The organism is Cupriavidus sp. HY129 (assembly GCF_059492215.1).
Genome location: NZ_CP083255.1, coordinates 2,198,942 through 2,212,713 on the forward strand (window position 1 = coordinate 2,198,942; position 13,772 = coordinate 2,212,713).

Genomic DNA, 13,772 nt, shown 5'->3' on the forward strand with positions numbered 1-13,772 from the left:
CCACGGAATCAGCGGGGCTGCGTAAACCCTGACCCCGCATTCATTGACAAGCCGTTTTCCAGCCTCCTAAGATGATTCTATTCTATTTATGATGATAAATAGGATAAATGCAATCGACCTGCCTCTCGCTGCGTCGCGCCAGGAGGCGGAATAAAGCTGGACGGGGCCAGGTGCCACATACGGCGCCAAAAGCTTCGCCACAACACGATCCCCACCTAACGAGGAGTGAGCCGTGAACCGTCGTGATTTGCTGAAGTTGGCTGCCGTGTCGGCAGTCCCTGGCGTAGTGACCTATTCACGCAGTGTCCTGGCAGCCGGGGAGGCCATCGAGCTCGGGTGTCCCGTGCCGATGTCCGGCGCGTTCGCGGCAAACGGAAAGTTCGCGGATCTCGGCATGAAACTGGCCGTGGAGCAATATGGCAAGGTCCTGGGACGCCCGTTGCAGTACAGCGTCCTCGATACGGAGGGCAAGCCAGCCACGGCGGTCAGAAAGGTGCAGGAGCTGGCGCAGCAGAAAGCCGCGCGCTACTTTGCCGGCGGCATCCTGTCCTCGGAATCGCTTGCCATGGGCAAGGAAGCGGAGAAGCTTGGCGGTGTGTTCGTGACGACCGCTGGCGCCGACGAAATCACCGGCAAGGACTGCAACCGGGCCACGTTCCGCTGGTCCGTTCCCACCTACGGCGCGATCGAACGCACGGTGCGACCGCTGATCGAAGCGATGCCGAAGGCCAAGCGCTGGTACACGATCACCCCCCAGTATGTGTTTGGCGACGGACTGCTTTCCGCGGCCAAGGCCATCTTCAAGGAAAAGGGCATCGAGCACGTCGGCAACAGCTATCACGCGCTGACCGAGAAGGAATTCAGCGGCTACCTCACCAATGCGATGGCCGCCAAGCCGGATGTGTTGCTGATCCTGAACTTCGGCTCGCAGTCGTCGGACACCCTCCGGCAGGCCGTGAGCTTCGGCATGAAGAAGAACTGCACCATCCTCGTCGCCTGGGCGTCGGGTCTGGAACAGTTCGAATCGCTCGGCGCCGACCTCTGCGAAGGCGTCTACTTCGGCGCGCAGTACTGGCACGGCGTGGACACGCCCCTGAATCGCGATCTGGTCAAGCGCGCCAACGAGAAGTTCAAGGCGAATCCGAACTACAGCCTTGCCGGCTCATATATCTGCACGAAGATCCTGGTGGACGGCATGATCAAGGCAGGCTCGGCCGATCCGAAGGCCGTGGTGGCGGCGCTGGAAGGTCTGAAGTACGAGGGCCTGACGGGTCCCGAAGAGATCCGGGCCGGCGACCATCAGGTACTCAAGAACTACTATCTGTTGAAGGGCAAAGCCAAGTCCAGGATGAAGGACAAGGATGACTTTGCCGAGATCGTGAGCGTGGGCAAAGCATTCCTGCCGCTCGATCAGACGCAGTGCAAGATGGCATAAGCCGCGCGAAGCCGCGGTCGTTCTGACCGCGGACATCTCAAGTCATATTCGATGCACCGGACCGCGCTGCCGCGGTCCGGCGGCCTCCCACATTCGCACGGTTTATGAACGTCTATCTGTTGCAGGTCATCAATGGCGTTGGCATCGGGATGCTCTACTTCCTGCTGGCAGTAGGCTTGTCGATCGTCTTCGGTCTCTTGCGCTTCGTGAATTTCGCCCACGGCGCGTTCTACGCGCTTGGCGCCTACCTGTGCTTCCAGGCGCTCCAGTTCGGCCTGGACTTCTGGGCGGCGCTCATCCTGGCACCCATCATCATCGGCGCGCTGGCATGGCTCACGGAAAAGGTGATGCTTCGCTATGTCTACGCGCAGCCGCACGAATTCCACATCCTCATCACGGTCGGCCTGGCCCTGGCGATCCAGGAACTCATCATTGTCGGCTGGGGCCCGCTAGGTGTCGACGTACCGCCTCCCGATGTGCTGCAAGGCGTGGTGATGTGGGGCGATTTCGTCTATCCGAAGTATCGCCTCTTCGTGATCGGCTTCACGGCCCTCCTTGCCGTTGCGCTGTGGTGGCTGCTCGAAGGCACCCGTATCGGCAGTGCCGTTCGCGCTGGCAGTGAATCCACGGAAATGGTCTCGCTGCTCGGCATCAATGTTTTCCGGCTGTTCAGCCTGATGTTCGCGCTCGGCGCGGGGACTGCCGCCATCGCGGGCGTCCTCGCCGCGCCGATCCGGGGCGCCGAGCCGTTCATGGGCGTGGAAGCCCTGGGGGTGGCCTTCATCGTGGTCGTGATCGGCGGCATGGGCAGCTTCACTGGCGCCCTGGTGGGCGGCCTGCTTGTTGGCATCGTGCAAAGCCTGATGAGCACGCTCTGGCCGGAAGGTGCCCGGCTGATGATCTATGTGGCCATGGCCGCGGTGCTGTTGCTGCGTCCGCACGGCCTGCTTGGGAGGGGATGATGGCGTCAAGCAAACAATGGTTGTTTCGCTACCGCTACTGGTGGCTAGCGCTGGGCGTCACGCTGCTGCTCCCGCTGACGATGCGTTCGGGCACGCTGGCGACCGAAGTCCTGATCTATGGCATGGCTGCCATGGCCTGCAATCTTCTGCTCGGGTATACGGGTCTGCTGTCGTTCGGCCAAGGGATCTTCTTTGGATTGGGAAGCTATGCGGTTGGCCTGGCGCTGACACGTGCCGGCGGCCTGCCGATGCCGGTGGCATTGCTGGGCGCCGCGGTGATTGGCGCGGCAACGGCGGCGCTGGTAGGGTGGTTCTCCATCCGTCAGCGCGGCACGTACTTCGTGATGCTGACGCTGGCGTTCGCGCAGATGTTCTACTTCCTCGCCTACACCGCGCCCGGCATCACCGGCGGTGACAACGGCTTGCTCGACATCCCGCGTCCCCCGATTTCCATCGGCGGGCGTGCCCTGATCGATCTGACGTCGTCGTGGGGATTCTACGGATTCGTGGCGGTGCTGTTCCTGATCGTCTTCGCACTCGTTCTGCGCGTCACGGAATCCGTCCTCGGCCGCACGCTGCTGGCCATTCGCGACAACGAGGAACGGGCGCTTGCCGTCGGCTACAACGTCCGGGCCTTCAAGCTGCTGGCATTCGTGATCTCCGGCGCCGTGACGGGGCTTGCCGGCGCCTTGCACGCCATGCTGACCGGTATCGCGCCGTTGGCGAACATCGACTACCACGCGAGCGAAATGATCCTGATCATGACGGTGATCGGCGGCACCAGCAATATCTTCGCCTCGGTGCTCGGCGCGGCGTTCTACGTCCTGCTGGCGGACTGGCTGTCCACGCTCTGGCCGCGCTGGCTCATGCTTCTGGGCTTCCTGCTTATCGCGGTCAGCCTGTTCATGCAGCGCGGATTGTGGGGCCTGGGATCGACCATCGCGGCACGCCTGCGAGGCGTGACGGGCACCGCATCCACCCAGGAGGAGCGCGCATGAGCACGCCGATTCTTGAAGCCACGGGCATCGTCAAGCAATACGGGAAATTCATGGCGCTGGGCGGGGTTGACCTGCGCGTGATGCCCGGGACCGTTCACTCCGTCATTGGCCCCAATGGCGCCGGCAAGACAACCCTGTTCCATATGCTGACCGGCACGCGGCCAGTCAGCGCGGGGCGAATCGTGTTCGAGGGCAAGGATGTCACGGCCGAGGCCGACTATCAGCGGGTCCAGCGCGGCATCGCCCGATCCTTTCAGGTGACCAGCCTGTTTCCCAACCTGTCCGTGTGCGAGAACCTGCGGCTGGCGGCGCTTGGCACCTCGCCCCGCAAGGCGATGAATGGATGGCGTCTGCCGGCCGGCGACCTCGCCTGCGCCGAGGTTGTCGACCACGTGCTGGAGCGGCTTGAACTCACCCATGTATCGGGCTCCGCTGCCGGCGTGCTCTCGCATGGCCAGCAACGGCGGCTGGAGGTGGGCATGGCGCTGGCGGCACGGCCCCGCGCCGTGTTCCTCGACGAGCCGACTTCCGGCATGGGCGTGGACGATCTGGGCGCGATGAAGCGGTTGATCCGTGGATTGGTCCAGGACCATACCGTCGTACTGATCGAACACAACATGGACATCGTGATGGATATCTCGGACACCATCACCGTGATGCAGCAGGGCAAGGTGCTGATGGAGGGCGCGCCAGCCGACGTGCGCAGCGATCCTCGCGTCCGGGCGGCCTACCTCGGCAACATGATCACCGGAGGCAAGGGATGATGCTCGACGTACAGGATATTCATGGCTACTACGACAAGAGCCATGTATTGCAAGGCGTCTCCCTTGCCATTGGCGATGGAGAACTGGTCACGCTACTGGGCCGCAACGGCGCCGGCAAATCGACAACCTTGAAGGCGATTGCGGGCATCGTGCCCCCACGCGGCGGGCGTGTGCTGTTTCATGGCAAGAACGTTGCGGGAATGGCCCCGCACCGGATCGCGCGCGAAGGCCTGTGCTTCGTGCCGGAGCACAGGGGCATCTTCAAGCTGCTGACCGTCGAGGAAAACCTGAAGCTGGCGGCAAGAAAGGCGTCGCCATGGCAGCTTGAGGATGTCTACCGGATTTTCCCGCGTCTGCGCGAGCGGCGCCGCAATGGTGGCGCGCAGCTTTCCGGGGGCGAGCAGCAAATGCTTGCGATCGGCCGGGCCCTGATGAACCATCCGCGCCTGCTCATGCTCGACGAGCCCGTGGAGGGTCTGGCACCGGTCATCGTCGAAGAGATCGTCGCGCAGCTCAAGGTCATCAAGGCGGCGGGCGTCCCCATTCTTCTGGTGGAGCAGAACCTTGAGGTCTGCATGCAGCTCGCTGACAGGCATGTGGTGATCGAGCAGGGAAGGGTGGTCTACACCGGCGGCAACGAGGAGTTCCGCCGCAACGACGCGGTCAAGGACAAGTACCTCGGCGTCGGCCTTACCGTCTGATCCGCCATCGCACTGGAGAACGCATGAGCAACACCCAAGCATCCGCCGGCATCGGACATGATGTGCGCATCAACGGCTCCCGCCTGTGGGACACGCTGATGCGCCTTGCCGAGATTGGCGCAACTCCCAAAGGGGGCGTCTGCCGGCTTGCATTGACTGACCTGGACCGCCAGGGCAGGGATTTCTTCGTGAAGGAAGCCGAAGCAGCCGGCTGCGCGATCCGCGTCGACGCCATCGGCAATATCTTCGCGCGCAAACGTGGCCGCAACGACAGCCTGCCGGCCGTCATGACCGGAAGCCACATCGACACCCAGCCGACAGGCGGCAAGTTCGACGGGAACTTCGGCGTGTTCGCCGGCATCGAGGTCCTCAGGACGCTCAACGACCACGGCATTGTCACGGAGGCCCCGCTCGAAGTGGCAGTCTGGACGAACGAAGAGGGATCTCGGTTCGTGCCCGTGATGATGGGATCTGGCGCGTTCATCGGAGAATTCGTCCTCAAGGACTTGCTCGTGCAGACCGACCGCGAGGGTATCTCCGTCAAGGATGCACTCGAGGCCATTGGCTATGCAGGTTCGGCACCGATTGGCGATCCCCGGCCCGGCGCGTACTTCGAGGCTCATATCGAACAGGGGCCGGTGCTGGAGGCACACGACACCGTGATCGGCGTCGTGACTGGCGCACTGGGGCAGCGCTGGTACGACGTCACCATCACGGGCATGGAAGCCCATGCGGGACCGACACCGATGGCGCTACGCAAGGACGCGCTGCTTGCGGCTTCGGAGCTGGTCGGCATCGTCAACCGTATCGCGCTGGACCATCCGCCGCACGGGCGCGGTACCGTGGGCTGCCTGACGGTCCATCCTGACTCCCGCAACGTGATTCCCGGACGCGTCAACATGACCGTCGATCTTCGTGCATCGGACGACGATCTACTGACCTCGATGCACGACACGTTCCTGGCCCAGACGCGCGAACTGGCGGTACGTAACGGTGTCTCGATCGATGTCCGGCAGGTTGTCTACTTCCCGCCGCAGCCATTTGACGAGCGGCTGATCGGTGCCATTCGCGCGGGCGCCGGACGGATCGGCCATTCGGAGATGGACGTTATCAGCGGCGCTGGCCACGACGCGGTCTATCTCGCGCGCGTGGCCCCGACCGCCATGATTTTTGTGCCTTGCAAGGACGGCATCAGCCACAACGAAATCGAGGATGCGAAGCCGGAGCACCTGGAGGCGGGGGCCAACGTGCTGCTCCATGCCATGCTCGATGCGGCCAATCGGTAATCGTCGACATCATTTCGATCATTCAGGACACCCATGAAGATTCTGATCGCCAGGCTCAATCACGAAACGAACACATACTCGCCGGTGGCAACACCACTTGAGTCCTTCAGCCCACGGTACGGGGCGCAAGGGTATCGGGCCGCCAAGGGCACACGCACTGCTGCCGGCGCGTTCATCGACCTCGCCGAAGCGGCGGGCGCGGAAATCGTGGTGCCGGTGATCGCCGGCGCGAACCCAAGCGGCCGTGTGGCCGCTGACGCCTATACGCACCTGACGGACACGATCGTCGCGGCGGCGGCGGGCTGTGATGCGGTGATGCTCGATCTGCACGGTGCGATGGTCGCGGAGAACAGCGACGATGGCGAGGGAGAACTGCTCCAGCGCCTGCGCCAGGTCCTGCCCGACGCGCCGATCGCGGTTGCGCTCGATCTGCACGGCAATATCACGCAGCCGCTGATCGATCATGCCGACATTGCCGTCAGCTTCAAGACCTATCCGCATATCGACATGTACGAAACCGGGGAACATGCCGGCCGCCTGCTTCTGGAGATGATCGCCGGGCGGGTGCGTCCCGTCATGGCGTGGCGCAGACCGCCGCTTGTAACCCATACCCTGCGCAGCCGTACCGACGAAGGGGCCATGCAACGGGCGGTGGCATTGGCCAAGGAGGCGGAAAAGGGCGGCATGTTGGCGGTATCCATCCTGGCCGGCTTTGGTCTGGCCGACATTCCGGCGCCGTGCATCAGCGTGATCGTGGTGGGCGATGGCGATCGCCAGAAGGCGGACGAGGTGGCCGAGCGCATCGCGGCGCAGATCTGGGAAGAGCGCGAGGGCTTCACATATCGCCCCGATCCGTTGCCGACATCCATCGCCATGGCGGCGGCTGCGGCGAACGCCACCGCCGAGCACCGTCCCGTGCTGCTCCTCGATCATGGTGACAACTGCATGTCGGGCGGCACCTGCGACAACATGGCCGTTCTGCACGAGGCGTTGGCCCAGGGCCTGGATGGCATTGCAGTCGGCCCGGTGTGCGACCCGGAAGCCGTGGCCCAACTGATCGCGGCAGGCGTCGGAGCCAGCGTCACGCTCAACGTCGGCGACAAGGTGGCCGCGCCCCAGCTCAACGTGTATCCGGAATCAAAGCTGCTATCTGGCAAGGTCACCGCGATCAGCGACGGGGAATACGTCATCTCCGGCCCGACATATACGGGCCAGCGCATCCGGATGGGCCGCACGGTGCTGCTCGATACCGGGGCGGCAAAGGTCATCGTCACAGAAACGCCGCAAGAGCATTGGGACCTTGGCATCTTCACCCATATCGGCGTGGACCCTCACGCTGCACGGCTCCTGATCCTGAAGTCGCGCATGTATTGCAGGCCGGTCTTCGTGCCGATCGCGAAGTCAGTGATCGAATGCGATAGCGAAGGCGTGACCAGTTCGCGCTATGAGATGTTCCCGTTCCGCAATGTCTCCAGGCCGGTGTACCCGCTGGACAAGGAAACGGCCTGGTCGGCGTCGGCAGGTTGATTTGACCGGGGAAGGGCGCATGGCAGGGGGCTCATGCGCTTAACCTGAGCGTCGATTCGGCAGGGCCGACTCAAATAGCAGTTCGAGCTCGGCTGCGGCATCCAGCAAGGGCGCGGCACTCTTCTGCACGCGCATCTGGACCAGCGCTCCCGAGATCGTGGCCATTGCCATGCGGGATAGCCGGTGCGCCCGGGGCGCTTCCACTTCGCTTCGAAGCAGCGCCTGCTCGATGATGCAGGCCCACGCGCCAAATGCTGCCTCGCCGGCCTGCCGAATGTCTTCGTGCTCAGGCGCGAGTTCCAGAAGCGTGGTCGTGATCGGGCAGCCGTCCCGAAATTCAGATTGCTTCATCCAGCCGGCAAGCAGTGCGCAATACTGCATGATCAGGCGGGAAGGCGAGTCAGATTGGCGCGCCAACTCCTCCAGCGTCGCCGCGACCTTATTGCCAGCAAACTCGATTGCCGCTACGCCGATCGAGATCTTCCCGTTCGGAAAGTAGTAGTAAAGCGACCCCTTTGGCGCGCCACTCGCGCCAAGGATGTCGCTCAGACCGGTGCCCGCATATCCCTGTTTGCGAAAAAGCGCGACGGCACTCTGCACGATCGCATCACGATGCTTGGCGGCTGCTGACATGTCGTTCGGGTCCTTGCCTTGTTTTCCCTGATCGAATTATATAGAGTGGTCTACATAATATCGAGGAGAACGTACATGGAACATCAGGACAAGCTTGCCTTGATTCAGCAAATCAGCGCCACTGCGCCTTTCAACCGATGGGCCGGGTTCGAGGTCCTGCGCGCGGGTGACGGCGAAGCGGAATTGGGGATGGACTGGCGCGCCGAAGACATGGCGCAATATTCCGGCTTCCTGCACGCCGGGCTGATCTCGGCCTTGCTCGACACCGTATGCGGCTTTGCCGCCGCAACGGTTTCCGGCCGCGTCCTGGCATCCCACATCGCCGTGAGTTGCCTCGCGCCGGCGGTTGGGCATCGGTTTATCGCCCAGGGCAAGGTGGTAAAAGCGGGCAAAAAGCAGGTCTTCACCAAGGCCGAGTTGTATGCGCTGGGAGAGGACAATGCGCGCAAGCTGGTGGCGATTGGCGACACGATCCTTGTGCCGGTTGAGGAGTCGCGGTAGCTTGGCGAGGCGGATGGCGCGGCGCGATATCTGATGGTCGACATCCGTTGTCTGGGCCCTGGATTTCCTCTTGGCGTCCAAACGGTGGCAAACGGAGGCAAACGATGGCACGCGTTCGCGTTAACGGCTTCACCATCTCGCTCGACGGATACGGAGCGGGTCCGAATCAGGACATTAACAATCCGCTAGGCATTGGCGGGACAGAACTCCATCAGTGGTTCGTCCCGACACGGACGTTCCAGCGATCGTTGTTCGGCAAGGACGGCGGCACGACCGGGGTTGATGATGACTTCGCCGCGCGCGGCTTTCAGAATGTCGGCGCCTGGATCCTTGGGCGGAACATGTTCGGGCCCATTCGTGGGGACTGGCCGGACATGAACTGGAACGGCTGGTGGGGCGACAGTCCCCCGTATCACGTTCCAGTCTTCGTCTTGACCCATCATCCGCGCCCCTCCGTCGAGATGAAAGGCGGTACAACGTTCCACTTCATCACAGGCGGTATTCGCGAGGCCCTGGACCGCGCCCGCGCGGCCGCTGCCGGCATGGACGTGCGGATTGGCGGCGGGCCGGAGACGATCAGGCAGTATCTTCGCGAAGGCCTCATCGATGAACTGCACATCGCCATCTCGCCGGTTTTGCTTGGCCGGGGAGAATCGCTGTTCGAAGGGATCGACTTGAGAGCGTTGGGATATACGTGCGTTGAGTCTGTTGCCACCGAAAAGGCTACGCATGTCATCCTGCGACGCTAGGGACGCACGGATGACATGCCTGCAGATCGGCGCCAGTCCTCAGCGGGGCCCCCAGCTTCCGCTAATCAACTCGGTCGGTTTTTGCCGGGCAATGATACGGGCGCAATCGTCCCAGGCGTCGACGCGCACATTCAGCCCCGCGTAAATGCCATAGCCTGCGCCGGTCAGAATATCTTCCTCGGTTTCAATTCCCTCGCCTGCCTTGATGGCCCCTTCGGCAACGATGGAGCCTTTGGCCTTGATACCCCATCCCGCTTCCAGGTGCTGACCGGCGTGAATGGCACCGCCAGCCTCGATGCCACAGCCGGCAATGATGTCATGCTGTCCGTCAATGCTCTCGCCGGCCCTGATCCCACGGCCACAATGGATAGCGCCTTGCGCGGTAATGCCGTCTCCAGCGAACAGGTTGCCATGCGTCGATATACGCTCGCCGGCGGTGACACACCAACCGGCGCGGAGATTGCCTCCACAATCGATCCTTGTTTCGGCCTCGACTCCCCAACTGGCCTTGATATCGTCGCCAGCCTCGATGGTGCCACCGCTGTAGACGTTCCCTCCGCAGTCGATATCCGTACCGGCCACTATCGCAGTCCCCGCCCGGATGCCCGCGCCGACACGGATGCTGTGCCCGACCCGGATCACTGATTCGACGTCGACGCTTCCTTTCACAATCACTGTGCCGGCGAAGACCAACGCCTTGGTGTCGAGCGCATTCAGCATGAGCACCGCATCGGTCGGGCCAAACTGCTGGAGCAGCCAGCAGGCATCCGCAACGCGATCCGCGCGGACCAGCGCATCGAGCAGCCGTTGATAGTCGCTACCACCGTCGCGATTGCGCAGAAACCATTTGTATCCATCCGCGCAGGGGCGTTTGGCCTTGATAAGGTTTTGAGAGAGTTCCATAGCAATGAAATCGCCGCTTGCAATCGTGCCCGGGCCGTCGCACGGCGAGCAGATTCCGCCCACGTCAGATGACAGGCGACAGGTACCCGAATTGGATCGAAGCCGGCTTGGGTTCGGTAATTGATCGAGGTGAGGGCGAGCGGCCAGTTGTCGGCCTGCACAGCAAGCAGCAGACCGCCTTCGAACGCTCGCATCCCCCAGAGCAAGATGCCGTGCCAGGAAGATCAGGTGGACTGCGATTTAGTCCCTGGCTTCCCGCACGGCTAACAAAAGCACGGCGAGAAGGGAAGCCTGTTGGGCGATCACTTGCGGAATAGCAGAGTCGCGCAGATCGGCACAGGCACAGGCGTACGCAACATGCTTGGCATGTTGGCGGTTGGCGCTGTGGGTCTGTACGGAATGCATTCGATCGCCAGGTTTGAAAGGGGGCTCACACGACGAACGCGCAGTTGGCGTCTTACAGGGCGGTACACCACTAGACAGTGTCGCCGCGCAGTCTGGACTTCGTGGTCCAGCCGAGAGTCGTGCGGCGCTATTAGACCATACTCCGCGCAACGGCTTTGTCACGTTAATGGTTATGGTCCGCAATGAGGATGATATTGACGGCCTTTCGATGGACCGCGGACGGATTCTGGGTGATACCGGCGAAGACACGCCAGGTCTCGAAGCGTGCAGCGCCACGAACATTTCGTCCAGATGCCCGGTGCTTCCTGTCTCGCGCCGCACGGACTTGACCCGATCAGCGCATTCGTTGCCGCCTGGTTGACCGGTACGACATTACAACTTAGCCCCTACATTCACTGTCCAGTGGGTTCTGAGATGTCACTCCGTCCGCTAATTAGAAATGTCAGTCCGGGCGTGCTTTTTGTGCGGGGTGGGGGACTTTGATGGGGCTCTCGTCGAGCAGTGGCGCTGGCCGACCTCGATTGGGACCAAGCCCAGGTTGAGGCGCACGACCGTGCTACCTACCGGGCGTCTCCCGACTTCAAGGATAGCTGGTAGCTACTAGATATGCGTGGAAAATGGCGACGAGGGCAGCAGGCCAGCCGCGACCGTCGCAGAACGACCCTTCTGAGTCGTTCAAGGAGTCCGTTGTCGGTGACCGAAGGCTGACTTACTGCAGTCGATCGAAACGCGATTGCGCCAAAGCTTACGATCACGCCGATTCAGGTCGCTCTATGCAGGGCGGGAGCAATCGCGTCAAGATCGAGGAAATTGCAAGGGCCGAGACACCCAGAGCGTCCTTGCTGTCAAAGCATAGAAGCTAAGTTGAAATGGTTCGGACGCCAGCAAAGTTAAAATGTCCGCATCGAATTTTGCGTGTTGATGCGACGCTCGACAAATAGCAGTCCATCCGGTGTTCAACTGGGGAAGCGGAACCTCCATGATTTTTTATATGGCTTTGCTGGTGCTGTCGTTCGTGGTCCCACTCTGGGTGCTTTTTTCCAGTGTGTGTGGGTCCCTTGCCACCACTTACGGCCGATCAAGGTGGAGATGGGTTCTTGTTGCGCTTGGGATTAGTCCATTGTTGGCAATTCCGCTACTAATGCTCATGGGCAAGGTGTCGCCACGCAAACAAGCGTTTAGAAGCAGACGCGATCTATAGGCGGTCACAGAAGACCGGCAACGCTGCTTGCCCGTTTGTGGATCAGTACAGCGTCCCGTTGAGTGGCCACGGCTAGGTGATTACCAGTGGCGGGCGGTAGTGTTGTGCCGTTGGGACACCCCACTTCGAACGTCTCGAGCTTGCGCTTTTCCTTGCTAGATTGCGGATCCGTATCGCGGACATCGAAATGCCATCATGACAGATTGCTGCAACTGCTCCGGAATCAGCCATTGCTTGCGTGATCAGGGGTGCTCAACTTTCAGGGCGTTTGCGGCGCGGCTGTGCGCGGCCGTAGTTGTCACGGCATCCGTTTGGGGACAGTCGGCTTATGCCGCTCAGGGCGTCACCATCCGAGGCGATAACGCCTTGCTTGTCGAACATCTATTGCCGCCCGCCAGCACGCGTATCTGGCAGGGTCTGCAAAAGGTGATTGCATCACCTGACCTGCAACTCTTCACAATTGAGACGAGCGGCTATCTGGGACTCATCGCAGTGGAAGCGCCTCAGCCATCGAATGGCGGAATGAAGCAACGCTTCATTTCGAAGGACCGGCTCATTCGTACCGGATCGGTAGGAACGGTCCTGACACGCTCCGGCAAGACAGCCTACCTGGTGAGTTTCTGGCTCGATCCGAAGCTGATCTGCATACCGAAGCGCGAAGTGATACACGTCTTCGGTCCAGGGGAAAACAGGCGCCCCTTGCCGCCCGAGTTAGTTGATTCACAGCCGAATGGGGCAGACGAGAAGACACCGGCAGACGGCATCTATCATATTTCCACGTACAAGACACCAACAGGTTCGATGGAGGTCTCTTTCCAACCCAGCGGCTGTGTGGATGGCATCTCCCTGTCTCAGCCGGTGAACTAGGTCTCTGCCTACAAGACTCAGGGGGCAAACAAGGGTTTATTCGCCGATTTTCAGGGTTGCTCGGGGCGTAGAACGCCCCTGAGCAGTCATCCGCGAATGGATAAGTCGTGCCCGTCGTATCGCTGCGACACCCCTCCATTTCGCAATTCGCGATGGGCACGATTTTGCTAGATTCCCCTTGTCAGAGCACCGGTGGGAATTCTGTTGGGACGCTTCCATAGCTTCATTGTCGTAGCCATGTTGTTGTTCTTCTCGGCCTCCGCCGTCCCCCTCACACTTTTTTTCCACGAGAGCTACGCCGAGCTAACGTTCGAGAAGGGCAGTGCAGAGTTGTCGGTAGACTCAAGAGAGAAGCTGCGCAAGACGGTTGAGCACATCGATGCCATGCGCGGGCCTTCGGTGATGATAATTGCATTTAGTGACCAAGCTGATTTCCGGGAGGACCGGGGCCAACTTGCCATTGCTAAAGCCAGGGCACAGGCAATTGACGAGTTTTATGAAGCCGTAGAAGGTGCCAACCTCACGGCGTCGATATATCTAAACCTTGCCGTTGGCCAGAACACAAAACGCGCAGGGACTGCGTTGGTGATTCTGAAGGGGTTGTGCACAGAGGGGCGCGAGGTATGTGACGCTTACTTTCCGCCTTGGAAGGAGGCAACGCACCAGTAGCTGCAATGGTAATGGAATGGACGCCGCCCGATTCTTGGCGACGGTTCAATAAGGGTGGAGGTTGCGCGACCGCTCCCGGCTGCAAGCAGACGGTCGCAAGCGGTTTCCGAGTGGCTCAATCTGGCCGATCTGAGACATCGAGCTGCGATCGCGGAGCGCGGTGGCATGGTA

Annotated in this window: 13 protein-coding genes; 11 read left to right on the forward strand and 2 right to left on the reverse strand. The window is 61.5% G+C overall.

Annotated elements, in window-relative coordinates:
• Nucleotides 1-232 precede the first annotated feature (232 nt).
• From K6G35_RS26190 to K6G35_RS26220, 7 genes are all read left to right on the forward strand, one after another.
• Nucleotides 233-1,435, forward strand: a complete 1,203-nt coding sequence (locus K6G35_RS26190; protein ID WP_008643511.1) for an ABC transporter substrate-binding protein — start codon at nt 233-235, stop codon at nt 1,433-1,435.
• Between the two features lie 104 nt (nt 1,436-1,539).
• Entirely contained in the window at nt 1,540-2,397 is an 858-nt protein-coding gene (locus K6G35_RS26195) for a branched-chain amino acid ABC transporter permease (RefSeq protein ID WP_008643513.1), read from the forward strand.
• Complete coding sequence (locus tag K6G35_RS26200) at nt 2,397-3,395, forward strand: branched-chain amino acid ABC transporter permease (protein ID WP_495677136.1); 999 nt, start codon at nt 2,397-2,399, stop codon at nt 3,393-3,395. Before K6G35_RS26195 ends, K6G35_RS26200 begins: the two co-directional genes overlap by 1 nt.
• Nucleotides 3,392-4,159 carry an ABC transporter ATP-binding protein gene (locus K6G35_RS26205; RefSeq protein WP_317915440.1) on the forward strand — a complete coding sequence of 256 codons (768 nt, stop codon included), beginning with the start codon at nt 3,392-3,394 and terminating at the stop codon, nt 4,157-4,159. The genes K6G35_RS26200 and K6G35_RS26205 overlap by 4 nt, the downstream gene beginning before the upstream one ends.
• Nucleotides 4,156-4,860 carry an ABC transporter ATP-binding protein gene (locus tag K6G35_RS26210; RefSeq protein WP_008643516.1) on the forward strand — a complete coding sequence of 235 codons (705 nt, stop codon included), beginning with the start codon at nt 4,156-4,158 and terminating at the stop codon, nt 4,858-4,860. The genes K6G35_RS26205 and K6G35_RS26210 overlap by 4 nt, the downstream gene beginning before the upstream one ends.
• 23 nt (nt 4,861-4,883) lie before the next feature.
• Nucleotides 4,884-6,146: a Zn-dependent hydrolase gene (locus K6G35_RS26215; RefSeq protein WP_495676579.1), complete on the forward strand. Its 1,263-nt coding sequence runs from the start codon at nt 4,884-4,886 to the stop codon at nt 6,144-6,146.
• A 33-nt stretch (nt 6,147-6,179) separates the two neighbouring features.
• On the forward strand, nt 6,180-7,673 hold the full coding sequence (locus K6G35_RS26220) for a M81 family metallopeptidase (RefSeq protein WP_495676580.1): 1,494 nt from the start codon (nt 6,180-6,182) through the stop codon (nt 7,671-7,673).
• 39 nt (nt 7,674-7,712) lie between these two features.
• On the opposite strand, the gene K6G35_RS26225 is transcribed toward K6G35_RS26220, so the two are convergent.
• Entirely contained in the window at nt 7,713-8,306 is a 594-nt protein-coding gene (locus K6G35_RS26225; RefSeq protein WP_186425196.1) for a TetR/AcrR family transcriptional regulator, read from the reverse strand.
• 75 nt (nt 8,307-8,381) lie between these two features.
• On the opposite strand from K6G35_RS26225, the gene K6G35_RS26230 reads away from it, so the two are divergent.
• Together K6G35_RS26230 and K6G35_RS26235 are read left to right on the forward strand one after the other, a co-directional pair.
• Nucleotides 8,382-8,807 (forward strand): PaaI family thioesterase, encoded by a 426-nt coding sequence (locus K6G35_RS26230; protein ID WP_495676581.1) that lies wholly within the window; start codon nt 8,382-8,384, stop codon nt 8,805-8,807.
• Nucleotides 8,808-8,911: 104 nt separating this feature from the next.
• Nucleotides 8,912-9,556, forward strand: coding sequence for a dihydrofolate reductase family protein (locus tag K6G35_RS26235; RefSeq protein WP_495676582.1), 645 nt, complete (start codon nt 8,912-8,914; stop codon nt 9,554-9,556).
• Nucleotides 9,557-9,595: 39 nt separating this feature from the next.
• Here K6G35_RS26235 and K6G35_RS26240 read toward each other — a convergent pair whose 3' ends face one another.
• Nucleotides 9,596-10,459, reverse strand: coding sequence for a hypothetical protein (locus tag K6G35_RS26240; RefSeq protein ID WP_495676583.1), 864 nt, complete (start codon nt 10,457-10,459; stop codon nt 9,596-9,598).
• A 1,801-nt stretch (nt 10,460-12,260) separates the two neighbouring features.
• On the opposite strand from K6G35_RS26240, the gene K6G35_RS26245 reads away from it, so the two are divergent.
• Nucleotides 12,261-12,932: a hypothetical protein gene (locus K6G35_RS26245; protein ID WP_152564947.1), complete on the forward strand. Its 672-nt coding sequence runs from the start codon at nt 12,261-12,263 to the stop codon at nt 12,930-12,932.
• A 192-nt stretch (nt 12,933-13,124) separates the two neighbouring features.
• Nucleotides 13,125-13,601 carry an OmpA family protein gene (locus K6G35_RS26250; RefSeq protein ID WP_152564946.1) on the forward strand — a complete coding sequence of 159 codons (477 nt, stop codon included), beginning with the start codon at nt 13,125-13,127 and terminating at the stop codon, nt 13,599-13,601.
• Nucleotides 13,602-13,772 lie beyond the last annotated feature (171 nt).